This is a genomic window from Chthonobacter albigriseus, from assembly GCF_013839445.1.
Lineage (GTDB): Bacteria > Pseudomonadota > Alphaproteobacteria > Rhizobiales > Pleomorphomonadaceae > Chthonobacter > Chthonobacter albigriseus.
The window spans coordinates 68142-92328 of sequence record NZ_JACDIT010000007.1 but is presented as its reverse complement, the minus strand read 5'-3'; the positions used below and the strand labels follow the sequence as shown (position 1 = coordinate 92328).

General features: G+C 66.4%; 23 protein-coding genes and 3 tRNA genes. 6 read left to right on the top strand and 20 right to left on the bottom strand.

The window, feature by feature from the left end:
• The first annotated feature begins 53 nt into the window (after positions 1–53).
• Positions 54–410 (top strand): YbaN family protein, encoded by a 357-nt coding sequence (locus HZ321_RS17130; RefSeq protein ID WP_181703614.1) that lies wholly within the window; start codon positions 54–56, stop codon positions 408–410.
• Between the two features lie 162 nt (positions 411–572).
• On the top strand, positions 573–1328 hold the full coding sequence (locus tag HZ321_RS17125; RefSeq protein WP_181703613.1) for an SPOR domain-containing protein: 756 nt from the start codon (positions 573–575) through the stop codon (positions 1326–1328).
• A gap of 67 nt (positions 1329–1395) precedes the next feature.
• On the opposite strand, the gene HZ321_RS17120 is transcribed toward HZ321_RS17125, so the two are convergent.
• From HZ321_RS17120 to HZ321_RS17100, 5 genes are all read right to left on the bottom strand, one after another.
• Positions 1396–2964 (bottom strand): GMC family oxidoreductase, encoded by a 1569-nt coding sequence (locus HZ321_RS17120; protein WP_181703612.1) that lies wholly within the window; start codon positions 2962–2964, stop codon positions 1396–1398.
• Between the two features lie 60 nt (positions 2965–3024).
• Positions 3025–3591 carry a gluconate 2-dehydrogenase subunit 3 family protein gene (locus tag HZ321_RS17115; RefSeq protein WP_181703611.1) on the bottom strand — a complete coding sequence of 189 codons (567 nt, stop codon included), beginning with the start codon at positions 3589–3591 and terminating at the stop codon, positions 3025–3027.
• Positions 3592–3674: 83 nt separating this feature from the next.
• Positions 3675–4070: a VOC family protein gene (locus HZ321_RS17110; RefSeq protein WP_181703610.1), complete on the bottom strand. Its 396-nt coding sequence runs from the start codon at positions 4068–4070 to the stop codon at positions 3675–3677.
• Between the two features lie 119 nt (positions 4071–4189).
• Positions 4190–4495, bottom strand: coding sequence for a ribbon-helix-helix domain-containing protein (locus HZ321_RS17105; protein WP_181703609.1), 306 nt, complete (start codon positions 4493–4495; stop codon positions 4190–4192).
• A 227-nt stretch (positions 4496–4722) separates the two neighbouring features.
• Positions 4723–5997 carry a L,D-transpeptidase family protein gene (locus tag HZ321_RS17100; RefSeq protein ID WP_181703608.1) on the bottom strand — a complete coding sequence of 425 codons (1275 nt, stop codon included), beginning with the start codon at positions 5995–5997 and terminating at the stop codon, positions 4723–4725.
• Positions 5998–6216: 219 nt separating this feature from the next.
• Here HZ321_RS17100 and HZ321_RS17095 point away from each other — a divergent pair, with 219 nt between their 5' ends.
• Positions 6217–7068 carry a DUF1295 domain-containing protein gene (locus HZ321_RS17095; RefSeq protein WP_181703607.1) on the top strand — a complete coding sequence of 284 codons (852 nt, stop codon included), beginning with the start codon at positions 6217–6219 and terminating at the stop codon, positions 7066–7068.
• 109 nt (positions 7069–7177) lie between these two features.
• On the opposite strand, the gene ldtR is transcribed toward HZ321_RS17095, so the two are convergent.
• Together ldtR and HZ321_RS17085 are read right to left on the bottom strand one after the other, a co-directional pair.
• Positions 7178–7690, bottom strand: a complete 513-nt coding sequence (gene ldtR / locus HZ321_RS17090) for a transcriptional regulator LdtR (RefSeq protein ID WP_181703606.1) — start codon at positions 7688–7690, stop codon at positions 7178–7180.
• Between the two features lie 246 nt (positions 7691–7936).
• Positions 7937–8353 (bottom strand): DUF6163 family protein, encoded by a 417-nt coding sequence (locus HZ321_RS17085; RefSeq protein ID WP_181703605.1) that lies wholly within the window; start codon positions 8351–8353, stop codon positions 7937–7939.
• Between the two features lie 566 nt (positions 8354–8919).
• On the opposite strand from HZ321_RS17085, the gene hemB reads away from it, so the two are divergent.
• Together hemB and HZ321_RS21725 are read left to right on the top strand one after the other, a co-directional pair.
• Entirely contained in the window at positions 8920–9888 is a 969-nt protein-coding gene (hemB, locus tag HZ321_RS17080; RefSeq protein ID WP_244635968.1) for a porphobilinogen synthase, read from the top strand.
• Positions 9885–11297, top strand: coding sequence for an ABC transporter permease subunit (locus tag HZ321_RS21725; protein WP_181703603.1), 1413 nt, complete (start codon positions 9885–9887; stop codon positions 11295–11297). The genes hemB and HZ321_RS21725 overlap by 4 nt, the downstream gene beginning before the upstream one ends.
• Positions 11298–11304: 7 nt before the next feature.
• On the opposite strand, the gene HZ321_RS17070 is transcribed toward HZ321_RS21725, so the two are convergent.
• The 12 genes from HZ321_RS17070 to HZ321_RS17015 all read right to left on the bottom strand — a co-directional run bounded on the left by HZ321_RS17070 (position 11305) and on the right by HZ321_RS17015 (position 22144).
• Positions 11305–11607, bottom strand: a complete 303-nt coding sequence (locus HZ321_RS17070; RefSeq protein ID WP_181703602.1) for a hypothetical protein — start codon at positions 11605–11607, stop codon at positions 11305–11307.
• 399 nt (positions 11608–12006) lie between these two features.
• Positions 12007–12083 (bottom strand) — tRNA-Asp (locus HZ321_RS17065).
• A gap of 403 nt (positions 12084–12486) precedes the next feature.
• Positions 12487–12561 (bottom strand) — tRNA-Val (locus tag HZ321_RS17060).
• A gap of 266 nt (positions 12562–12827) precedes the next feature.
• Positions 12828–13268 (bottom strand): HU family DNA-binding protein, encoded by a 441-nt coding sequence (locus tag HZ321_RS17055; RefSeq protein WP_425305415.1) that lies wholly within the window; start codon positions 13266–13268, stop codon positions 12828–12830.
• 21 nt (positions 13269–13289) lie between these two features.
• Complete coding sequence (gene lon / locus HZ321_RS17050; RefSeq protein WP_181703600.1) at positions 13290–15722, bottom strand: endopeptidase La; 2433 nt, start codon at positions 15720–15722, stop codon at positions 13290–13292.
• Between the two features lie 363 nt (positions 15723–16085).
• On the bottom strand, positions 16086–17351 hold the full coding sequence (gene clpX, locus HZ321_RS17045) for an ATP-dependent Clp protease ATP-binding subunit ClpX (protein ID WP_181703599.1): 1266 nt from the start codon (positions 17349–17351) through the stop codon (positions 16086–16088).
• Between the two features lie 305 nt (positions 17352–17656).
• Entirely contained in the window at positions 17657–18292 is a 636-nt protein-coding gene (locus tag HZ321_RS17040; protein WP_181703598.1) for an ATP-dependent Clp protease proteolytic subunit, read from the bottom strand.
• Positions 18293–18748: 456 nt separating this feature from the next.
• Entirely contained in the window at positions 18749–20098 is a 1350-nt protein-coding gene (gene tig / locus HZ321_RS17035) for a trigger factor (RefSeq protein ID WP_181703597.1), read from the bottom strand.
• A 172-nt stretch (positions 20099–20270) separates the two neighbouring features.
• Positions 20271–20355 (bottom strand) — tRNA-Leu (locus HZ321_RS17030).
• A 143-nt stretch (positions 20356–20498) separates the two neighbouring features.
• Positions 20499–21008 (bottom strand): DUF4405 domain-containing protein, encoded by a 510-nt coding sequence (locus tag HZ321_RS17025; RefSeq protein ID WP_181703596.1) that lies wholly within the window; start codon positions 21006–21008, stop codon positions 20499–20501.
• Positions 21009–21177: 169 nt separating this feature from the next.
• Positions 21178–21663 carry an SRPBCC family protein gene (locus HZ321_RS17020; protein ID WP_181703595.1) on the bottom strand — a complete coding sequence of 162 codons (486 nt, stop codon included), beginning with the start codon at positions 21661–21663 and terminating at the stop codon, positions 21178–21180.
• Positions 21664–21709: 46 nt separating this feature from the next.
• Positions 21710–22144 carry a VOC family protein gene (locus tag HZ321_RS17015; protein ID WP_181703594.1) on the bottom strand — a complete coding sequence of 145 codons (435 nt, stop codon included), beginning with the start codon at positions 22142–22144 and terminating at the stop codon, positions 21710–21712.
• Between the two features lie 279 nt (positions 22145–22423).
• Here HZ321_RS17015 and HZ321_RS17010 point away from each other — a divergent pair, with 279 nt between their 5' ends.
• On the top strand, positions 22424–23416 hold the full coding sequence (locus HZ321_RS17010) for a DUF808 family protein (protein ID WP_181703593.1): 993 nt from the start codon (positions 22424–22426) through the stop codon (positions 23414–23416).
• Between the two features lie 17 nt (positions 23417–23433).
• On the opposite strand, the gene HZ321_RS17005 is transcribed toward HZ321_RS17010, so the two are convergent.
• Positions 23434–24174 (bottom strand): cytochrome c biogenesis CcdA family protein, encoded by a 741-nt coding sequence (locus tag HZ321_RS17005; protein WP_181703592.1) that lies wholly within the window; start codon positions 24172–24174, stop codon positions 23434–23436.
• Positions 24175–24187 lie beyond the last annotated feature (13 nt).

Sequence of the window (24187 nt, the reverse complement as noted above, 5' to 3'; positions counted from 1 at the left end):
CAAGAAGGTGCGGCCACACCGAGGACCATCAGGCCCGCCGCCCTGGAGCCTCCATGCGTATCCTCTACTTCGCGGCCGGGTTGCTGTTCCTGGCGATCGGCATCGTCGGCGCCTTCCTGCCGCTCCTGCCCACCACGATCTTCCTGATCCTGGCGGCGGGAAGCTTTGCCAAGTCGTCGCCGAAGCTGGAAGCCTGGCTCCTCGACCACCCGACCTTCGGCCCGTCGATCCGGCGCTGGCGCGACACCGGCGCGATCGCTCCCAAGGCGAAAGCTCTCGCCACGGGCGGCATGGCCGTCGGCTACGCCCTGTTCCTGCTGAGCGCTCGCCCCGGCCTGCCGCTCGCCAGCCTCGTCGCCGCAATCCTGCTCGGTTGTGCCCTGTTCGTGGTCAGCCGTCCGGACGGCTGATAAGCAAGGGCAATGCGCGGCGTCGTTGCATCAGTCGGCTGGTGTCGGTGGGTCGCCCGGGCGGAATCGGCGCCCTGCGACTTGCCGGAATCATCGGCATCCCGTCTCATGAGCGGCGAAGGCGGGTGAGATTCGCGACCCTGCATAGATGGGGCATTCCACTTGAGGGGCGACTTCGGCGACAAGTTCGATCCCCTCGGCACCGATCGCACGGAGCCGAGCGGCATCGTCGTGTCGTTGTGGGCCGGGGTCGCGTGCCTCGCCCTGATTCTCGCTCTCGTCGCCTGGCAGTACGGCAGCCCGGACCGAAACGGCGAGGCGGAGATGTCGTCGACCGGCAGCGTCTACGCCGATCCCGGCGGACGTAGCGACATCGCCGCGATGGGCGGCGGTCCGGCCACCGAGCACCTCGCCGACATCGCCGCCGAACTGGCCCGCCAGCGCATCGAGAACGCCGCGCTTCGCCAGACGCAGGACGTCATGCGCGGACAGATCGACGGCTTGTCCGACCGGCTCTCGGCGCTCGAAGCCAAGCTGACCGACATGACGGGGACGATCTCCGCGGCCGAGCCCCCGCCGCCGGCCGCGGTCGACATGGTGTCGCCGCCGGCGGGCGAGACGGCGACGCTCGCCACAAGGGCGCCGGCCGCCGCCCGCACCCAGTTCGGCGTCGAACTCGGAACCTTTGCCGATCTCGGCAGCATCCGTGACGCATGGCGCCGGATTCGCCGTGAAAACCCGGAGCTCTTCGGCAGCCTGAGCGCGCTCGCCACCGTGCGCGACCGGTCCGGCCAGACCGAGCTGTTGCTCGTCGCCGGCCCCTTCACCAACGCCTCCGACGCCGCCTCGCTCTGCGGCCGCCTGGCCGGCACCGAGCAGTCCTGCATGCCGGCCTTCTACGTCGGCCAGCCGCTCTAGAACGGCAGAAGGGCGGAGCAAGCCCCGCCCTCCCCACCCCCCACCGGTATGGCTCCGAGCCCAGTGCTCAGATCGTGCCGGCGCTCATCTCCTGGGCGATGAAGTCGGCCTGGCGGATCGCCAGCGCCACAATGGTCAGCGTTGGGTTCTCCGCGCCGCCGGTCGTGAACTGGCTACCGTCGGAGATGAAGAGGTTCTTGATGTCGTGCGTCTGGCCGTGCTTGTTGACCACGCCGTCCTGCGCCTTCTCACTCATCCGGTTGGTGCCGAGGTTGTGCGTGGAGGGATACGGCGGCGTCGGGAAGGTGCGGGTCGCACCGACCGCGTCGTAGATCGCCATGCCCTGCTTGTAGGCGTGATTGCGCATCGCGATGTCGTTCGGATGGTCGTCGAAGTTGACGTTGGCGACCGGCATGCCGTGCTTGTCCTTGGTGTCGGACAGGGTGATGCGGTTGCTCTCCTGCGGCATGTCCTCGCCGACGAGCCACATGCCGGCCATGTTGGCGTAGCTGTCCATGGCGGTGGTGAACTCGCGTCCCCACGCGCCCGGATCGAGGAAGGCGGCCATGAAGGGCACGCCGAGCGCCAGCGTCTCCATCTCGTAGCCGCCAACGAAGCCGCGGCTCGGATCGTGCTTGGCCTCGTCCTGGATGATGCCGGCCATGGTCGTGCCGCGATAGAAGTGCACCGGCTTCTCGAACACGCCGTAGACCGACCCGGTCATGTGCCGCATGTAGTTGCGGCCGACCTGACCGGACGAGTTGGCAAGGCCGTCCTTGAAGGTGTTGGAAGCCGAGTTGAGCAGGATCCGCGGGCTCTCGATGGAGTTTCCGGCGACCGCGACGATGCGGGCCTTCTGGCGCTGCTTGTTGCCGTCCTTGTCGGCATAGACGACGCCGGTGACCTTGCCGCTGTCGTCGTGCTCGATCATCAGCACATGGCTGTCCGGGCGGACCTCAAGCTTTCCCGTCGCCTCGCCCTTGGGGATCTCCGTGTAGAGGGTCGACCACTTGGCGCCCCACTTGCAGCCCTGGAAGCAGAAGCCGGTCTGCTGGCAGGAGTTGCGATCATCGCGCTGCACCGAGTTGATGGCCATCCGCCCGGTATGGCACTCCTTGTAGCCGAGCTTCTTGGCGCCGGCCTCCAGGATCTTGAAGTTGTTGTTGCCCGGCAGGCCCGGCAGACCGTTGGTCCGCGTCACGCCCATCTTCGCCTCGGCCTTCTCGTAGTAGGGCGCGAGATCCTGAAGGGTGATCGGCCAGTCCAGGAGGTTCGCCCCGTCGACCTTGCCGTAGGTCGTCAGCGTCTTGAACTCGTGCTCCTGGAAGCGCAGCGACGCGCCGGCCCAGTGCGTGGTGGAGCCGCCGACAGCCTTGACGATCCAGGCGGGAAGGCCCGGGAAGTTCTTGGCGACGCGCCAGGTGCCGGACGTGGTCCGGGCGTCGGTCCAGGCCAGCTGCGAGAAGCTCGCCCATTCGTCGTTGATGAAGTCCTCGTACTCGTGCCGGGAACCGGCCTCCAGGATCACCACGTCGATGCCCTTCTGGGCGAGCTCGTTGCCGAGCGTGCCGCCGCCGGCGCCGGATCCGATGATCACGACGACGCTGTCGTCGTCCTTGGAATAGGGAGCAGCCATCCTCGTTTTCCCCTCAATCGATTTAGTTTTTTGGCGCGTCGTGGCGCGCGACAGGGTGGTTCAGAGCCAGTCGATGTCGTCGAAGCCGCGCTCGATGTAGCCGCCCTTGGAGTAGGATTCGCCTTCGTAGCCGAAGATCGGCCAGACTTCCTGCTGGTTGTAGAGGCTGACCACGAGGTCGCCGCGCACCGCCTGGAAGAAGGGCGTCTCCTCGATACCGCGCAGGAGCTTGACCCGCTCGGCCTCCCAGCCGAGGCCGAGGTAGCCGCCCTGCCCGGCCGCCGCGTCGAGATCGGCGATGCCCTTCTCGATCAGCTCCTTGTGGGCGCCGTCGGCGGCGGCCTTGTCGTCGTGGCCCTTGACGGCGATGGCGTAGAAGCGGTCGGCGATCTTGTCGTGCGGGTAGATGTCCCGGGCGAGCTGGATCAGCGTCTTCATGGTTTCCGGCTTCAGCGCCTTGACGTCCATAGCCCAGGCCTCCGGCGCATTGAGAAGCGCGCCGCCGGCAGTGACGGTGATCGCCGCGGCGAGCGTCAGCTCGGACGAGCGCATCAGGAAGCGGCGACGCGTCAGCGGCGCCCGGCCCTTTCCGTGGCCGTGTTCATGATCGTGATGGTGGTGGCCCATGCTGTGTTTCCTCCGATGTCGACGCCTGTCGGCGTTCTGTCGTTTTGATGAATTGAAAGGGCGCGCTGCGCGCGCCGGGCCGGTCAGCGGTAGCGGCCGTGCTTCTGCAGCACCTCGATCTTGTAGCCGTCGGGATCGGCCACGAAGAAGAAGCGCGCCAGGAGGTCGCCGCCCGGCTTGAACTCGACGATCGGCCGCGGCTCGAGGCCCAGGCCGGCAAAGCGCTCGCGCTCGGCGTCGAGGTCGTCGACGACGAAGGCGATATGGCCGTAGCCGGTGCCGAGATCGTAGGGCTCGGTTCGGCCCTTGTTGATGGTCAGCTCCACCTCGAAGTCGGCGTCCGGGCTGCGCAGGTAGACCAGCGTGAACTCCGGAAAGTCGAGACGGTCGGCGACCTTGAGCCCGAACGCCTGGTCGTAGAAGGCGACCGAGCGGGCTTCGTCGAGCACGCGGATCATCGAGTGTATAGCTTTGGCCATGCGGTCCCTGTCCTCGTTGAAAGGACGCTTCCGGAGAAGGCGTCGTTTCATTGAGGCTAGCGGAACCGGACGGCCCCGGGTGTTATAGGCATACTACGCCGCCGGCTTCGGCCGGACCCTCAGGCCGCGGCGCGCCCGTCGGCGAGCTCGGCCTCCGCGCTCGACAGGCTCCCCTCCAGCGCGACCAGGCAGATGCAGCGCAGGTGCGACGTGAAGTTCGGCGCCTCCCCCCGGATGTTCAGCACCTCGTCGTGCAAGGTGGAGATGAACTTCGGCACGCTGAGGCCTTCCTTGGCCGCGATCATCTCCAGAACGCTCCAGAAGATGCGCTCCAGGCGGATGCTGGTGCTCTGGCCGTTGAGGCGGATCGAACGCGTCTCGAACGCGTAGCTCGCCGGCGCTTGGCTCGCGAAGATGTGGCACATGGGAACCGTTCCTCCTTCGGGTTCCGCTTGCAGGTCGGGCCTGCCGGATCGTCGTCCGCAGACGGCGTCCACCCCTATGCGGAAACCCTGATTCAGAAAGTAGGGCGACAGCGCACGCGAGGGAATTGGCCTTTGGAGCAAAACACCCCCTGCGACGGTCCGACGCGAAACGAAAAACCCGCCGCAGAGGACGCGGCGGGTGCAATTTTCCGTCTCGGCGGCACCCGTCACTGGGCGGCGACGTCGAGCCCGTCGCGGTTGTAGATGTCGTCGCGGAACTGGATGATGCCGTCCGAGTTCGCCCACGCCGTGACGTACTGGAAATAGAGCGGCACGGGATCGGCGACCGGCGCGTCGATGCGCTCGCCCGAGGTGAGCGCTTCCGCGATCCGCTCCTGCGGCCATTCCGGCGTGTTCTTGAGGATCCAGAACACGTACTCGCGCACGTTCTGGACGCGCACGCAGCCGGACGAATGGAAGCGCGCGTTCTCGCCGAACAGGCCCTTGGAGGGCGTGTCGTGCATGTAGACGCCTTCCGGCGACGGGAACTCGATCTTCACCGAGCCCATCGAGTTGAGGTCGCCTGGATCCTGCCGGAACAGGTAGTCCGCCGCCTCCTCCGAGTTCCAGTTGATGGTGCGCCAGTCCAGCGGCTCGCCCTGCTGGGTGTAGATGTAGATCTTCTGCCGGTCCAGGTAGCCGGAGTCCTTCTGCATCTTGGGGATCAGGTCCTTGATAATGATGGACCGCGGCACCGTCCAGAACGGATTGAACTTGATCAGGTTGATCTTGGTCGTGAGCAGCGGCGTCTGCCGGTCAATCTTGCCCACCACGGCCTGGTGCCGCGAGTGGACGATGTCGGCCTCCACCGTCTCGATCTCCGCGCCCGGAATGTTGGTCATCACATAGCGGTCGCCGAGGAAACCGGACATGGAGCGCACGCGGACGAGGTTGGTCTCCAACTGGCGCAGGCGGAACTCGACGGGAAGGTTGAGCTGCTTCAGCGTCTCGCCGGCGACCTTGCCGTCAGCGTTGAGACCGTGCCGCAGCTGGAAGCGCTTCACGGCGCCGTCGACGAAGCTGTCGAAGCTGTCCGGCTGGCCGCCGACGCTCTGCAGGTCGCCGGTGACGGCGAGCCGCTCGCGCAGCGCCCCGATCGCCGGATCGCGCATGCCGATCTTCAGCATCTTGTCGGTCTGCACGGTGGGCCAGCCGCCGCGGGCGGAGAGGTCCATGTACTGGGTGATCGCCTGCTCGGTATAGGTCGCCGTCTCGGCCGAAAGCGTGGGCCGGGCCGAGCGGATCGGCGCCTGGTAGGGCGCGGACGCGTCGAAGCCTTCGGTCCACTCCACCGCCTGGTTGGCGGGCGTCGCCTGCAGGGTCTGCGCCTGCGCGCCGAACGCCGACATGGTCAGGCCCGCGGCCAGTCCCGCCTTCAGCACGTCGCGCCGGGACAGATCTAGAGCGGAAGCTGATCCATTGGCGGTGCGTATGCGTAACATCACGGTCATGCAGCTCCCGTGGCTGATGTCGCCCGCTCCCCGGCCATACGGCGGTTCGTGAGGGCGCAGCGGTTCTCAAGGTTCCGGCGGATCCGGAACGGATTTCTGTTGCAGTCGTGACCAGAGCCCCCGGACGTGGGAGTTCTCCAGGCATCTACGCCGGGCCGACAAGATCCGATCACCACGCGCCGGCCTCGAGCGAACGAAGTGGACACGAAATTGGCTAACGAATTCATACCAGTCGCGTCAACGCTCTGGGATCCCTCGACGATCCTCCTCGCGACGTTCCTGGCCACGATCGCGCTGTTTTCGTTGGTATGGGGGATTCATGTCAAAATCAGGGACGCCGGCATCGTCGACTTCTTCTGGGGCCCGGGTTTCGCGCTGGTCGCTTGGCTGACCATCGCGCTGTCGGGCGGCGGCACGACCGGCACATTGCTGCTCGCCGGCCTGATCACCGTCTGGGCGGTACGCCTGACAGCGCACATGGTCTGGCGCCACCGCCATATGGACGGCGAGGACGCCCGCTACGCCGCCATGCGCCGCAAGGGCGGCCCAGGCTGGTGGTGGCGCTCGCTGTTCACGCTCTACTGGCTGCAGGCCGCCATCCAGTGGGTGCTGGGCACCCCGGTCCATGCGTCCCTGTTCGGCCGGACGGAGGCGCTGTCGCCCGCCCTGCTCTATCCCGGCCTGGCGCTGTTTGCGGCCGGCATGGTGTTGGAGACCGTGGCCGACTTCCAGCTCTGGCGCTTCAAGGCCGATCCCGCCAACCGCGGCCGGCTGATGACGGAGGGGCTGTTCGCCTGGAGCCGCCATCCCAACTATTTCGGCGAGACGCTCGTCTGGTGGGGATTCGGTCTGATCGCCTATGCAGACACCGGGCTGGTCTGGGCTCTCGTCGGCCCCGCGCTGATCACGCTGCTGCTGCTGAAGGTCTCGGGCGTGACGCTGCTCGACACCCATCTGGCCGCCACCAAGCAAGGCTATGCCGACTGGGCCGCCCGCACCCCGGCCTTCGTGCCGCGCCGGCCGCGCCCGGCGGACGACCGTGGGGCAGCGGCCGCCGAGTGATCGACAAAGAAAAACCCCGGAGCAAGCCTGTGCTCCGGGGCTTCAAGGTCCCGCACCCGGGGAGGGAGGGTGCGGCAGGGGTGGGTTTTGGCCGGAGGTCGGCCGAAGGTCACAGGCGATAAAGGATCTGATCCGTCCAGAAGCGCTCGAGCCTCTGCAGGGACTTGTTCAACATCTTGAAGTCGTCCCGCTGGATCCCGCCCACCGTCTCGATCGAGGTGATGTGGCGGTTGTAGAGCTTCTCGATGATCTGGGCGACTTCCTGCCCCTTGTCGGTGAGCCGGACACGGACCGAACGGCGGTCCATGCGCGAGCGCTGGTGATGGATGTAGCCCATCTCGACAAGCTTCTTCAGATTGTACGAAACGTTGGAACCGAGATAGTAGCCGCGGGTCCTGAGTTCACCGGCGGTCAGCTCGCTGTCGCCGATGTTGAACAGGAGAAGCGCCTGGACGGCGTTCACGTCGGTGCGACCGGCGCGATCGAATTCGTCCTTGATCACATCGAGGAGACGGCGGTGAAGCCGTTCGACGAGGCGGAGCGCTTCGAGGTATAGCGGCTGCAAGCCCTGCTCTTCGTCGGTCTGGGCATAGACGTCGTAAGCGCGCTTGGCATTGGCCATAGTTGACTGCCTCTCTGTCGATTTCTCTTCTGCACCGTGGATCTGTGTCCACATTGAGAAGAAATCTAACCGAGCTGTTTGAAAATCGACTTAAGCGAAAGACTGAACGTTTATTTAAAATGATCGGACCCCGGGGGGAAACCCGGCAAACCCCCGCTTAACCTTTCCGAATTCCTGCAGGACGTCTACAATTGCAGGAATCCCGGTTTTCAGCGGTTCCGCTTCCTCGCCGAACCCGTGAGGCTCTCATGCATCCGGCCGCGACCGCTCGTAAAGCCATGTGAGAACCGCATACATGACCACAGTCGCGCCGTGGAACACGATGATGGCCGGATCGTAGCCGAAGATTTCCCGGAAAAACGATTTCAGCACCACCTCGGTGAGGGCGGAGATCAGCCAGACGACCGTCCCCCAGGATGCCAGCAGCCACAGCCCGACGGCCGCGACGAGATCGGTGACGGCGAAGAACACCGTCGCCACCATCTGCTCGGTGGGCAGGGACAGGAAATCGCCTTTCGGCGCGAGCGGCCCGAGCACCACGGCCCAGCGCTGCAGGCCGGACGCCATGAACAGCATCGCCAGGATGCGCACCATGATGACGAGCGCGAGCCGCGGGTCGAACCCCGACAGGAACTCCAACGGCAAACGCTTCGCCCTGCTCATGCTCTCTCCCTGCGGCCCGACACGCCTCTTTATGCCTGCCTTCGCCGCTCCGCGGAAGAACCCATCCGGTGATTGCGCGACCGCTTCACTTGAGACCGCGAAAGGTGAAGGGGCACTTCCTAGGCGTGTTCGCAAGAGGCCGGTGCGCCGTCGCGAACAAAAGGCGTGGGTGGTCCGCCTTCGCGGACCATGACGGATAAGGCGGTGTGCAAATCTGGCCGGATGGAGGGGCAGGCTCCGGACGGGCGGATCAGGGACATCGGAAAGGGTGTGCGTCAGGACACGTCAAGGCGGGCGGTTTGGAGGGCGCGCGGATCGGGACGGAAGAACAGGTGGGCTGCGGCGGTTGAAAACGGCGCGCGCCGACCGGCCTTCGATTTGCCGCACGGCGATGGTGACCGGCGGCGCAGGCGTGATATGACGAGCCAAGAAAAGCGAGCCGGGAGACGCCGACCGACGTGTCCGCGCCCAAGCGGCCAGCAAGGTGAGATCCAATGACGTTCCAGCGTGGCCACGGCACCCCGGTCCCTTCCTCCGACCTCGACGACATCCTCAATGGCCGGCGCATGCGGCGCCTCCGCCGCACGGACTGGTCGCGTCGCCTCGTCCGTGAATCGACGCTGACCATCGACGACCTGATCTGGCCGATGTTCGTGGTGGAGGGTGACGACACGGCGACGCCGGTGCCCTCGATGCCGGGCGTGGAGCGCTGGGGCATAAACAACATCGTCCGCGCGGCGGAGGAGGCCGGGGCGCTCGGCATCCCGGCGTTGGCGCTGTTCCCCTACACGGACCCGGACCTGCGCGACGAGAACGGCTCGGAGGCGCTCAACGAGCAGAACCTCGTCTGCCGTGCGATCCGCGCGATCAAGGCGGCGGTGCCGAACGTCGGGGTGATCACAGACGTCGCCCTCGATCCCTACACCAGCCACGGCCACGACGGCTTGATGGCCGGCGACGAGATCCTCAACGACGAGACGGTGGCACAGCTCTGCCGGCAGGCGCTGGTGCAGGCAGCCGCGGGCGCCGACGTGATCGCCCCCTCCGACATGATGGACGGGCGCATCGGCGCGATCCGCCGGGCACTCGACGAGAACGGCTTCTCGCACGTCCAGATCATGAGCTACGCCGCCAAGTACGCCTCGGCCTTCTACGGCCCGTTCCGCGACGCGGTCGGGACCTCCAAGACGCTGCGCGGCGACAAGCGCACCTACCAGATGGACCCGGGCAACACCGACGAGGCGATCCGCGAAGCCGAACTCGACCTTGCCGAGGGCGCCGACACCATCATGGTGAAGCCCGGCATGCCCTATCTCGACGTGCTCCGGCGCATCAAGGACACCTTCGCGGTGCCAACCTTCGCCTACCAGGTCTCCGGAGAATACGCGATGATCCAGGCGGCCGCGCAGAACGGCTGGATCGACGGCGAGCGCGCGATGGTGGAGAGCCTGATGGCCTTCAAGCGCGCCGGCGCCGACGGCGTGCTCACCTACTTCGCCCCGGCGGTTGCCCGTCAGCTGAAGGCTGGGGGGTGATCCACCGGCTGCTCGACCGGCCCCGGCCGTTTCGGACGGGCCTGGCGCTGGGCGTGATCCTTGCCATCCTGACCGGCGCCCTCGTCACCGGCTCGCGGCTCGACGGCGAACAGGGCCGACTCTGCCGATCACTGGTCCCCGCGCTGGAGCCGGTCGGCACCCTCGTCGTCACATCGATCGCAACCGAACCCGATGCTCGCCACGGCGTCCGGGTCGATTACACCCTCGACGGCGTGTCGAAGCGGCTGCGCTGCGCCTTCGCCGGCGGGTTCCTGGATCAGGGCCGGTCCCAGCTCGTCGCCGTGGAGACGGCCGACGGGCTGGTGGGAGACGCGCGGCTCTACTTCCTGCAGCGCTTCTGGCTGGGCGATCCGGAAGCCCTGGACGAGGGCGAGGCCCGGATCGGCGGCATCGGTGGCGGTCGGCCGCTGCTGCCGCTGCCGGTGTCTAAGGACGTCGGCTACGCCCTCCAGCAGCTCCTGAACGCCCTGCCCGTCTCCGCCGTCTACGCCTTCCTGGCGGTCGCCTATGCGCTGGTCTATGGGCTGGTGAACCGCATCAACCTCGCCTTCGGCGAACTCGCGGTGATGGGCGCCTATGCCACCGTCGCGGTGATCACCGGGTTCAGTGCCGGACTGGCCGGGACCGCCGGAGCCGGCGCCGCCTTTGCGGTGTTGGCCGCCCTGGCGGGTGCGGGACTGCACGCCGGCCTGCTCGGCGGGATCGTCGGCAAGGTTGTGTTCCGGCGATTGAGCAACGCCGGCCACCGCGCGTTTCTGATCGCTACCATCGGGTTGGCGATCGCGCTCGGCGAGGCGGTGCGGCTGGCCGCCGGCTCGCGCGATCGCTGGATCCAGCCACTGTTCGGCGACCCTCTGCTGCTTCTGGACGGCGGCTTCCGCGTCACGCTCACGGTGATGCGTCTGGCCGAGACGCTGGGCGCGGCGGCCCTGCTGACGCTGGTGCTGGTCGCCATGCACCGCTCGCGATTCGGCCTGGCCTGGCGGGCGACGGCCGACGACCCGCAGATGGCGCGCTTCCTGGGCCTCGACACCGACCGGATCGCCACGGCCACTTTTGTGCTGTCCGCCGCGCTGGCCGGTCTGGCAGGCGCCATGACGGCCTTGCACTACGGACAGGCGAGCTACGGGGCCGGTACCATGATCGGCCTCAAGGCCCTGGTGGCCGCGCTGCTCGGCGGCATCGGCTCTCTGCCGGGCGCGGCCCTGGGCGGCCTTGCGATCGGTCTCGGCGAAACGCTCTGGTCCGCCTACCTGCCGATCGAGAACCGCGACATCGCGATCCTCACCGCCCTTGTGCTGGTGCTGATGTTTCGCCCGCACGGACTGCTCGGGATAGACCGGCAGCTCGGCGACGCGGCCGACCGGCGATGGAACGCCGGCGGCTGACCGCCGGTTACGGGCGGTGGTGATAGCGGTCCGGCTTACGCTGGATGATCGGCACCGGGCGGATCACCGACGCGGTCCTCAGGCGCGGCTCGGGCAGGCTCCTGGGTCGCATGGCAGCCGGCCAGCTCGGCTGAGCGCGATCGCCTGGGCGCATCTTCAATGCCGCCAAACCCTGCCCGGCGGCATAGACCACCACGCAAAAGACGAACACCGCCAGCGCGAACCAGGCAGCAACGATCTCCAGTACCCCGGAGGGAGTGGCGCGTCGTGCGGGAGGGCGCCCGGCCCCCCCGTCTTCTCCAACGTCCATGGCGTGCTCCTTACATGTTCGCCAGTTGTTGAGGACAGGGTCGGCCCGTATGGTTTCGATAATGTAAACAGATCTCCTAAAATTCATCGCCTGGACCGGGCCCGTTCTCAAAGTAGAGCCGTTGAATATTTCCCCGTCTTCACAGGCCAACGCATCGGCAGCACCAATGCATGCGGGATAAACTGTTCCGACCTTTTGCGGTTTTCCTATGCTGCTGCAGCAATGGACAAGTCGCCGGCCCGGCACGTGTTCGCAACAGCAAAATCCGCTGCAACCGATTGGCCGCCTTCGGCGAATCGGTGCGGGACGAGGCCGCCGGAACGCAAGCCCGTTCGCAACTGCAAACGGATGGGATCCACGGACGTGGCGCGTATCCCTGACGGGGAGAAGGAGAAAAAGTGGCGGGAGTGACGGGGCTCGAACCCGCGACCTCCGGCGTGACAGGCCGGCACTCTAACCGACTGAGCTACACCCCCGCTCGGGCGATTGGCGATCGATTTGCGTCAGTGCCGCGTGTCGTTCGCCGTCGGTGGCGTTGAAGTATGGGAACGGGCGGGGGAAGTCAAGCGCCCTTTTTCCGATCCGCGCCAGAGAGGGGATTATCACGAGAAATCAAGCACTACGCGCCTCTCCCGCCGACCTTCCGCAGGAGATCCGCGTGCGTCGGTTCGGGACCGGGCGCGGGCGTCGCATGGCCTGACGATGCCATTCCAGGCAGGCGCGGCCCAGCCTATCGAGCGAGCACCGGAGCGCCGCGGATTTCTTCCCGTTCGGAGCGATTCTCCGATTGGTCGGAAACGTCCCAGTGCGAACCGGCCTCGGTTTCTCTCCACTGCCGGACGCCGCTGGACGGTCAGGCGCTCTGTCCGAGGAAAGGAATGGTGCGGGGTGACGGGTTCGAACCGCCGACCCGCTGCGTGTAAAGCAGCCGCTCTACCACTGAGCTAACCCCGCGTCCGATCCGCGCGCCGCAGCGGTCGGCGGATCCCTGCACCGCGGGCCCGCTGTCCGGCCTTCGGCGGCTTTTCCGGCCCCTTGGGGACCCTGCCGCCGCGGCCGGGATACGGGCCCGGCTGCGTGCGATCCGTTTAGGCTCTGGCGCCAGGCTTGGCAAGCCGGTGATCACCACCAAAAACAACGGGCGGTCGGAGCCCGATCGGATCCGTACCGCCCGCAACGCAACGATGGCTTCGCCGAAACGGCAAAGTCATTCCCACCGATCAGCCGTTCACCGCGTCCTTGAGGCCCTTGCCTGCGCGGAACTTCGGCTGCTTGGAGGCCGGAATGTCGATCTCTTCCTTCGTCTGCGGATTGCGGCCCTTGGTGGCGGCACGCTCGGTCACCACAAAGTTGCCGAAGCCGACGATGCGCACTTCGTCACCGGCCTTGAGAGCGCCGCTGATGACGTCGAAAACCGCATCAACCGCTTCGCCGGCCTGCGCCTTCGTGAGCGAGGCCTTCTCGGCGACCTGCGTGACCAGATCGTTCTTGTTCATGTCGAAATCCCTTTTCGATCTCTCGCGGAGGCGACCCTTACGGCCGCCGCTCCGGCCGGCACGTTTCCCGGAAATCAGCCGGATTGCAAGAGGCGATCGCCCGAAAAATCGCGGTTTCCCGCCTCTCGTGACGAAAAAGCCCCGGCGAGTGATCGCCGGGGCCAATGCTTCAAATCAGACTATTTTTTAGTGTGCGGTGACGGCGGTGGGATCATCTTCCAGCCCGGTCGTCGCCGGCGCAGGCATTTTCGATTCGTCCCACTCGATCGGCTCCGGCATCCGCGTCAGCGCGTTGCGCAGAACCTCGTCCATCCGGGCGACGGGGATGATGTCGAGACCGCTCTTCACGTTGTCCGGAATATCCGCGAGGTCCTTCGCGTTCTCTTCCGGGATCATGACAGTCTTGATCCCGCCCCGATGTGCGGCCAGCAGCTTCTCCTTGAGACCGCCGATCGGCAGCACACGGCCGCGCAGCGTGATCTCGCCCGTCATCGCCACGTCGTGGCGAATCGGAATGCCGGTCATCACCGACACGATGGAGGTCACCATCGCGATGCCCGCCGACGGTCCATCCTTCGGCGTCGCGCCTTCCGGCACGTGCACGTGGATGTCGCGCTTGTCGAACAGCGGCGGCTCGATGCCGAAGTCGATCGCCCGCGAGCGGACGTAGGACGCCGCCGCCGAGATCGATTCCTTCATCACGTCGCGCAGGTTGCCCGTCACCGTCATGCGGCCCTTGCCGGGCAGCTGGACGGCTTCGATCGTCAGGAGCTCGCCGCCGACCTCGGTCCACGCCAGGCCCGTGACGACGCCGACCTGGGCGTCCGTCTCGGCCTCGCCGTAGCGGTAGCGCGGCACGCCGAGATACTGCTCGACCTTGTCCGGCGTCACCGTGACGGACACGGCCGCACCCTCCCCGCGATTGCGAAGCAGCTCGGTCACCGCCTTGCGGGCGAGCGTCATCATCTCGCGATCGAGGTTGCGCACGCCCGCTTCACGGGTGTAGCGCCGGATCACGTGGCGGATCGCCTCCTCGGTGATTTCGTACTCGCCCTTCCTGAGGCCGTGGTCGTTGATCGCCTTCGGCAGCAGGTGCCGCTTTGCGATCTCCACCTTTTCGTCCTCGGTGTAGCCGGCGATGCGGATGATCTCCATGCGGTCCATCAGCGGCGCCGGGATGTTCAGCGTGTTCGCCGTGGTCACGAACATCACGTCCGACAGGTCGTACTCGACCTCAAGGTAGTGGTCCATGAACGTGGAGTTCTGCTCCGGATCCAGCACCTCCAAGAGCGCCGACGACGGATCGCCGCGGAAGTCCATGCCCATCTTGTCGATCTCGTCGAGCAGGAAGAGCGGGTTGGACTTCTTCGCCTTCTTCATCGACTGGATGACCTTGCCGGGCATCGAGCCGATGTAGGTGCGCCGGTGGCCGCGGATCTCGGCCTCGTCGCGCACGCCGCCGAGCGACATGCGGACATACTCACGGCCGGTCGCCTTGGCGATCGACTTGGCGAGCGACGTCTTGCCGACGCCCGGAGGGCCGACGAGGCAGATGATCGGCCCCTTCAGCTTGTTGGCGCGCGACTGCACGGCCAGATACTCGATGATCCGCTCCTTGACCTTCTCCAGGCCGAAGTGGTCGTCGCCGAGCACCTTCTCCGCGTAGCCAAGGTCGTTCTTGACCTTGGAGCGCTGCTTCCAGGGAATCCCGAGCAGCCAGTCGAGGTAGTTGCGCACCACCGTCGCCTCGGCCGACATCGGGCTCATCTGGCGCAGCTTCTTCAGCTCGCCGAGCGCCTTCTCCCGGGCTTCCTTGGTCAGCTTGGTCTTGTTGATGCGCTCTTCCAGCTCGGCCAGCTCGTCACGGCCTTCCTCGCCGTCGCCCAGCTCCTTCTGGATCGCCTTCATCTGCTCGTTGAGGTAGTACTCGCGCTGGGTCTTCTCCATCTGGCGCTTGACGCGCGAGCGGATGCGCTTCTCCACCTGCAGGACGGAGATCTCGCTCTCCATCAGGCCGAGCACGCGCTCCAACCGCTCCGTGACGCTGGTGAGCGCCAGGATCTCCTGCTTCTCGCCGATCTTGACGGCGAGATGCGAGGCGACGGTGTCGGCGAGCTTGGAATAGTCGTCGATCTGGCCGATGGTGCCGAGCACCTCGGGCGAGACCTTCTTGTTGAGCTTCACGTAGTTGTCGAACTCGGCCACCACCGAGCGGGCCAGCGCCTCGACCTCGACGCGATCGCCATGATCCTCGTCGAGCAGCGACGCCTCGGCCTCGAAATACTCCGAGCGGTCGAGATAGCGGGTGATCTTGGCGCGCTTGCCGCCCTCCACCAGCACCTTGACGGTGCCGTCGGGAAGCTTGAGCAGCTGCAGCACCGTCGCGAGCGTGCCGACGTCGAAGATGGCGCCGGGCATCGGATCGTCGTCGCCGGCGTTCTTCTGGGTGGCGAGCAGGATCTGCTTGTCCGCGGTCATCACCTCTTCGAGGGCGCGGATCGACTTCTCGCGGCCGACGAACAGCGGCACGATCATATGCGGGAAGACGACGATGTCGCGCAGGGGCAGGACCGGGAAGACATCCTTTTCGTGACCGGGCGCGTGGGAGGAAGCGGTCATCGCAGTGGTATCCTTTCTGAACGGCCCGTCCGGTGCCTTCTTCTGGGGAAAGGCGGCTGGACGGCCTTTGGTCGACGCGAACTCGGCGGGAGGAGGGCCGGACTTCGACCTTTGAAGCTCTTCGTACAGAAACGCGCTACTGGGGAAGGAGGCCGGATCGCCCGGCTTTCGACCTTGTTCGAGGCCGGTTCCGCGATGCCCGGGAGAGGCGCATCGCCGAACCGCCTGTTCGTGTTTCAGGCGTTGCCGCGTCGAAACGATACATGTGCCGCGGCGGCGTCCATTTCAAGCCTCGCCCGGGATCGCGCCGATGCCGGTCGAGCGGGTGTGAACGGGCGGTGATCCGCCCGTCCGCTGCCCTGGTCAGGCGCTCGTGCCGGTTTCGGCGAGCGGCTCCGAATGCACGTAGATCGGCCGCGCGCGACCGTCGACCACGTCCTGGCTGACCACCACCTCGCGCACGCTGCCCAGCGACGGCAGTTCGTACATGGTGTCGAGCAGGATGGCCTCCATGATCGACCGGAGGCCGCGGGCGCCGGTCTTGCGCTCGATGGCGCGGCGGGCGATCGCCTTCAGCGCTTCGTCCTGGAAGGTGAGCTCGACGTCTTCCATCTCGAACAGGCGCTGGTACTGCTTGACCAGCGCGTTCTTCGGACCGGTGAGGATGGTGACGAGTGCGTCCTCGTCGAGGTCCTCCAGCGTCGCCAGAACGGGCAGACGGCCGACGAACTCGGGGATGAGGCCGAACTTCAGGAGATCCTCCGGCTCCACTTCGCGGAAGAGTTCGCCGGTCCGGCGGTCCTCCGGCGCGGAGACCTGGGCCTTGAAGCCGATCGAGGTGGACTTGCCGCGGGCCGAGATGATCTTCTCCAGCCCGGCGAACGCGCCGCCGCAGATGAAGAGGATGTTCGTGGTGTCGACCTGCAGGAACTCCTGCTGGGGATGCTTGCGGCCGCCCTGCGGCGGCACGGACGCGACCGTGCCTTCCATGATCTTCAGGAGGGCCTGCTGTACGCCCTCGCCCGACACGTCCCTGGTGATCGAGGGGTTGTCCGACTTGCGGCTGATCTTGTCGACCTCGTCGATGTAGACGATGCCGCGCTGCGCCCGCTCGACATTGTAGTCGGCGGCCTGCAGCAGCTTCAGGATGATGTTCTCCACGTCCTCGCCGACATAGCCGGCTTCGGTGAGCGTGGTGGCGTCCGCCATCGTGAAGGGCACGTCGATGATGCGGGCGAGCGTCTGCGCGAGCAGCGTCTTGCCGCAACCGGTCGGGCCGATCAGCAGGATGTTGGACTTGGCCAGCTCCACGTCGTTGTTCTTGGCGGCGTGGTTCAGGCGCTTGTAGTGGTTGTGGACCGCCACCGACAGGACCTTCTTGGCCTTGTCCTGACCGATCACGTAATCGTCGAGAACCTTACGGATGTCCTCCGGCGTCGGAACGCCGTCCCGCGACTTCACGAGGTTGGACTTCGACTCCTCACGGATGATGTCCATGCAGAGTTCGACGCACTCGTCGCAGATGAACACCGTCGGGCCCGCGATGAGTTTGCGGACTTCATGCTGGCTCTTGCCGCAGAACGAACAGTAGAGCGTGTTCTTCGACTCGCCGCCGCTGACCTTGGTCATCCAAATCGTTCCTGCTCGGTTGTCGGACGGGAGTCCGTCCTAGCCAACCCCTTGCTCCAGAACGCCCCGCTCTCCGCGCGGCTTTCCCGTTGCGCCGGGCTGCCGTTCCCCAACCCCTTGTCTAAGCCTGCATACTGAAATCTACGCTAATCTCTGCATGCTGGCGGTCGAGGGATCAAGATACCCTTAACATCTCACCACCACCCGTCCGACCACCGGGACGGACGGCGTTATCTCCTGAACGCCGCGGCACCCTCGCCGGATCCCTGCACCGTTCGGGAAGGTCCGGCGTGCGCCCGCTGCCCTCAGCGCGCCGCGCCCGCTTCCAGGCCGACGCGGCTTTCGATCACGTCGTCGACGAGGCCGAAGGTCTTCGCCGCATAGGCGTCCATGAAGTTGTCGCGCTCCAGCGCATCCTCCACGGTCTTCAGGTCCTGCCCGGTGTGCTTCACGTAAATCTCGTTGAGCCTGCGCTTCAGCTTCAGGATCTCCTGCGCGTGCAGCATGATGTCGGCCGCCTGCCCGCGGAAGCCGCCGGACGGCTGATGGACCATGATGCGCGAGTTCGGCAGCGTAAAGCGCATGCCCTTCTCGCCGGCGCAAAGCAGCAGCGAGCCCATCGAGGCCGCCTGGCCGATGCAGAGCGTCGACACCTTGGGGCGGATGAACTGCATGGTGTCGTAGATCGCCAGGCCCGACGTCACATAACCGCCAGGCGAGTTGATGTAGAGAGCGATCTCCTTGTTCGGATTCTCCGATTCCAGGAACAGGAGCTGTGCGCACACCAGCGTGGCGACGCCGTCGTCGATGCCGCCCGTGATGAAGATGATCCGCTCCTTGAGGAGCCGCGAGAAGATGTCATAGGCCCGCTCGCCGCGGTTCGTCTGCTCGACGACCATCGGGACGAGATTGCTCATGGTGAAATCGACGGGGTCCTTCATGCCACTCCTCGGCCTCGATCTTCGGTGGGCTCCGCAACCTGCCGGCGGCGGCACCTTCGCGAATGCAAATCGCCTTTATGGGGATCGTTACATCCCGGCTCGCCCCTTGGCTACACCGGCCTCGCTGAATTTTCGGTGCATGGGGCCAAACAAAACGCGCGCTTCGCGCGCCGATGCGCCGTGCCCCAGGGCGGCGGGCGCCAACGAATTCCACATATGGGACGGCAGGTTGGAAAAGAGAAGGGGCAACCGCCACCCTGCCCCCTGGCTGGGCCTCCGCAACCGCCGCGCCGGACCCAATTGCCGCAGCCTGCAACAGGGCCGCGGCACCCGATAGAGAGAATCGCCGGGAATCACCCGCTGCGCCGCAGCATGAGCCCGCCCTGGACGAAAGCAGACCGGCCGGGGAGTCGCCTCCCCGGCCGGCTGTCGGATCTTGGCAGGGAGAGGGGCGCCTTAGGCGGCCTCTTCCTCGTCGTCCTTGAAGAGTTCGTCCTTGGAGACGGTCTTGTCCTCGACCTTCACCTGGGTGAGCAGGTGGTCGACGACCTTCTCCTCGAACACCGGCGCCTGCAGGGTGGCGAGCGCGTTCGGGTCCTTGCGGTAGTACTCGAACACGGCGCGCTCCTGGCCCGGGAACTGGCGGGCCCGGTCGATCAGGGCGCGCTGCAGTTCCTGCTCGGTCACCTGGATCTTGTTCTCCTCTCCGATCTTGGAGAGCACCAGGCCGAGGCGGACGCGGCGCTGCGCGATCGTCATGTACTCCGCGCGCGCCTTCTCCTCGGTGGTCTCCTCGTCCTCGAAGGTCTTGCCCGTGCGGGCCATCTCCTCGGTGACCTGACGCCAGATGATCTCGAACTCCTGGGCGACCAGCGTCGGCGGCAGGTCGAAGGAATACTGCTTGTCGAGCGCGTCGAGCAGCTGGCGCTTGACCTTCTGGCGGGTCTGCATGCCGTACTGCGACTGGATCTGGCTGCGGACCGCCTCGGTCAGCTGCTCGATGCTCTCCATGCCGAGGGTCTTGGCCCAGTCGTCGTCGAGCTTCAGCTCGCCGGGCGCCGCGACCTCGAACACCTCGATGTCGAAGGTGGCCGGCTTGCCGGCCAGATGCTTGGCCGGGTAGTCCTCGGGGAAGGTGACCTCGATGGTCTTCGTCTCGCCGGTCTTTGCGCCGACCAGCTGCTCCTCGAAGCCCGGAATGAAGCGCTTCTGGCCGAGGAAGATGTAGGCCTTGTCGTCGGCGCCGCCCTCGAAGGGCTCGCCGTCGATCTTGCCGACGTAGGAAAGGGTCAGCCGGTCGCCGTCCTTGGCCTTGGCGGTCTTGCCGCGCGGCTCGTAGGTGCGAGCGCCTTCGCCGATCTGCGTCAGCCGCTCGGTGATCTCCTCGTCGGTGATCTCGGCGATCGGGCGCTCGATGGCGATCCCGTCCACGGACTGGATCTCGAAGGCCGGGATGACCTCATAGGAGAGGGTGAAGGCGAGGTCGGCGTCACCGGCCAGGACCTTCTCGGCCTCGGCGTCGGCGAGATCGATCTGCGGCTGCATCGCCGACTTCTCGTTGCGCTCCTCCACGGCCTTGGCCGTGGACTCGCCGATGACCGTGTTGACGATCTCGGCCATGGCCGACTTGCCGTACACCTTCTTCAGGTGGCCGACGGGGACCTTGCCCGGGCGGAAGCCACGGATCTGAACCCGGCCCTTGAGATCGTTGAGATAGGTTTCGAGGCGGTTCGCCAGCTCGGTCGCGGGAACGACGATCTTGAGCTCGCGCTTCAGCCCCTCGGTCGCGGATTCGGTCACCTGCATGGGTCGGTCTTTCGTTCCTGTCCTTCGAAGCACCTGTCGAGAAGCCCGCGGCTCCTGTGACGAAACAGGCCTTCGAGCATCCAATTCGTCTGCCTGGGCCGGTCCGGACGGCGGCAAGCCATACCGGAACGGTCATCGACGGGCCGGCACGAGCGGCGGAAAAGCGGTGACTTGGTGCGGGCGGAGGGACTCGAACCCCCAAGGCTTGCGCCACTGGAACCTAAACCCAGCGTGTCTACCAATTCCACCACGCCCGCCAGACACGAGCTCCCTCGCTTCGCGGCCGGGGCCCGAGGCGGCGTCTCTATAGCACCCTTGTTTGCAGCCGACAAAGCGAAAAGGCGGCCTCCCGGAAGCACCGGAACACCGCCTTTCCGCCGTTGTCATGGACCGAAGCGGATCAGGACGCCGGACCGTTGATCGCGGCCATAACCGCAAAGCGGTCCTGTCCCGTCTTCGCGGCGAGCCCGGCGATCGTGTCGTCGAGCGTAGCGCCGGCGATCCCGGCGGCAGCGAGGCGCTCGATCAGGACCGGCCCCTCGACGTCGACGATGGCGGCCACTTCGGACAGCGGCGCCTTCTGAACCGAGCCGATCAACCGCTGGGCCGGGTTGCCGCCCGTCGCGCCCGCGCCTTCGAGGGCGAAGGGAACCGCCACCGCCAGCGACAGCGCCAGCGGCACCCAGATCGTGCCGCGCTTGAAGTAGCCGACGAGCGCCGGCCAGTTGCGCCACAGGTGGAACGCGAACGGCACGATCAGCACGAGCGACAGGATCTCGTGCATCTCATGGAAGTAGCTGGTGCCGATGTGCAGGAAGAGCGCCAGGCCGGATATGGTCGAAACGAGGAAGAGCCCGGTTGTGAACGGTGTGGCATAGCGCCAGAGAAAGCCGGTGACGGGAGAAGCCATGATGCGGAGCCTTCGGAATTCGCCGCGCCGGCTGCCCGGCGGGAGGTCCGGCACCCGGCGGCGAGGCGTCCACAACCCTAGGCCCGGCGAGGACGGGAGTCCTCACGGGCGTGTAAGAAATCGTAACGAAATGTAGCGACGACGGAGGCCGGCATGCCGGCCCCCGCCCTCAAGCCCCCGCGGCGACACGCTCCAACTGCTCCGCGACAGCGCCCCACCCTTCGTGGAATCCCATTCTGTCGTGGGTGTTGCGATCCTCGGTCGTCCAGTGGCGGGCGCGAGCGGTGTACCGGGTTCGGCCCGCGCCGGCATCCTCGAAGGTGATGATCCCGACCATGAACGGCTTATCCGACGGCGCCCACGCGGAGGTGAAGGCGTCGGTGAAGACGATCTTCTCGTTCGGCACCACCTCCAGGTAGACGCCCCGGTGGGTCTGCTCCTCGCCCTCCGGCGAGCGCATCACCACCACGCTCGACCCGCCGGTTCGCACATCGAGGTGCGCCTCGGGGGTCGTCCACGGCAGCGGGCACCAGAACTGCTTCAGGAGCTCCGGCGTCGTCCAGGCCTTGAACAGCTTCTCGCGGGGAACGTCCAGGATGCGGCAGATCGCGAGCTCGAGGTCGTCGGTGGGCGTGACGTCGACGGGGGTGGCCATGGGTGTCTCTCCTCACTGGCGATGGTAGGACGCGCGACAGGCGCGGTCACGCCGTTTCTGCCGGCACGGGGCCGCCGATCGACCAGAGCACGCCATAGGGATCGCGGACACGGCCGAACAGGTCGCCCCAGAATTCCTTGCGCATCTCCATCTCCACGGTGCACCCGGCGTCGAGCGCACGCGCCCACCAGACCCGTGGCTCCGGAACCTGCAGGTGCAGCGTGAAGCCCTGGTAGGGCTCCAGCGGATAGCCGTATTCCGGGAAAGCGTCGTTCAGGAACAGCACGCCGTCGTTGACGAGGAGATGGCAGTGCAGCAGGCGCTTGCCGTCGTCGGCCGGGATGCGGGCGACTTCGCGGGCGCCGAACGCCTGCTGGTAGAAGGCCGACGCGGCAGCGGCATCCGGCAGCCGCAGGTAGGGTGTGACGCCTTCGATCACCATCGAGGTAGGCGCCGGGTTCGGGCTCTGCAATGCGGACATCGTTGGTTCCTCCCTGGACCGATCAGCCGGCCTCTGAAACGCGATACCGCCGACGATCTGCCCCAAGGACGCGGCCGGCACCGCCTGCCCGACAGAGGATCGACCTTTTTTGGCCCCGCTGACAGGCCGGCGAAGGGATCGCCTGAGCTTCCGCTGCGTTCATCTGAGCGGGCCTGTCGGCAGAGGGTGACACCGCGCCCCCTTGGCGCTGATGGCCGCGCCCGCGTATAAGCTCTCGCAACCCCGGGGGCGGCCTGGTTCCAAGATGAAGGATGTCACGTGAGCATCGGACTGATCGCGCTTCTGGACGACATCGCGGGCCTCGCCAAGGTGGCCGCGGCTTCCATCGACGACATCGCGGGACAGGCGGCCAAGGCGGGGGTCAAGGCCGCCGGCGTGGTGATCGACGACGCGGCGGTGACGCCGCGCTACGTCACCGGCTTCGCGGCGGAACGCGAGTTGCCCATCGTCGGCAAGATCGCGCTCGGCTCGTTGAAGAACAAGCTGATCTTCCTGTTGCCCGCCGCCCTGGCGCTCGGCTTCTTCGCGCCGTGGGCCATCACGCCGCTGCTGATGCTGGGTGGCGCCTATCTGGCCTACGAGGGCGCGGAAAAGGTCTACGAAAAGATCGCACCGCATGGCGCGCACGAGCACGAGGCGCACCTGGAGCCGGTGTCGCTGACCGCCGAGACCTTGGAGGACCAGAAGATCGCCGGTGCGATCAAGACCGACTTCATCCTCTCCGCCGAGATCATGGCCATCACGCTCGCCGCGGTCACCGAAGGCGGCTTCTGGACCAAGGCGATCACCCTCGCCGTCGTCGGCATCGGCATCACCCTCGCCGTCTACGGAGCGGTGGCGCTGATCGTGAAGGCGGACGACGCCGGCGTCGCCCTCGCGCGCAACGGCTCGCAGTCGGCCTTCGGCTCGCTGTCGCGCGGGCTGGGCCGTTCCCTCGTCAAGGGGATGCCGGTGCTGCTCGCCATCCTCGGGGTCGTCGGCACCGCGGCGATGATCTGGGTTGGCGGCGGCATCATCATCCATGGCCTGGAGGAGTATGGCTTCGACGAGATCGGCCACTTCGTCCACGATTGGGCGCTTGCCGCCGGTCACGCCGTGCCGGCAGCCGAGGGCTTCGTGGAATGGGTGGTGACGGCAGCCCTGTCAGGCGTCTTCGGCCTGATCGTCGGATTCATCCTGATCCCGATCATCCAATACGTCATCGCGCCGGTCTGGCGTGGCGTCAGGGGCTTGTTTGCCAAGAAGGCCTGATCTGTGAGCGGTTCGGCTCAGCCGAGCCGCGCCAGAACCGGGAAGGTCTCCAGCAGCCAGAAGGAGATGGTCTGCATCGTCCCGGTCAGAAAGAAGATGCCGGTGACGACGAGCACGGCGCCCATCGCCTTCTCGACCTTGTCGAACTGCGCGCGGAACCGCTTCAGGAACGACATGAAACGGGCCGCAAAGAGCGACGCGGCCATGAACGGGACGCCGAGCCCGGCCGAATACACCGCCAGCAGCACCGCCCCGTCGCCAACCGTTTCCCGCGAGCCTGCGACAGCGAGGATCGTCGCCAGGATCGGGCCGATGCACGGCGTCCAGCCGAAGGCGAAGGCGAGCCCCATCAGGTAGGCTCCCATCGGCCCGGCCTTGAGGTCCCGCGCCTGGATCCGCGCCTCGCGATAGAGGAATCGCAGCCGGAACAGCCCCAGGAAATGCATCCCCATGAAGATGATGACGAACCCGGCGACGGTGGCGAGCCACGGCGTGTTGCGCGCCAGCACCTGCCCGAACACCGACGCCGTGGCGCCGAGCGTGATGAACACCGTGGCGAACCCGAGCACGAAGCAGGCGGCGACCGTGACCACGCGCAGCCGGGCGACCCGCCGGCTCTCGCTGGTATCGACGAGTTCCTCGATGGTGGCGCCCGCCAGGAAGCCGAGATAGGGCGGTACCAGCGGCAGCACGCAGGGACTTACGAAGGACAGCAGCCCGGCAACGAAGGCGGCGAGAAACGAGACGTCGGCGATCATGAAGCTCTCGGGA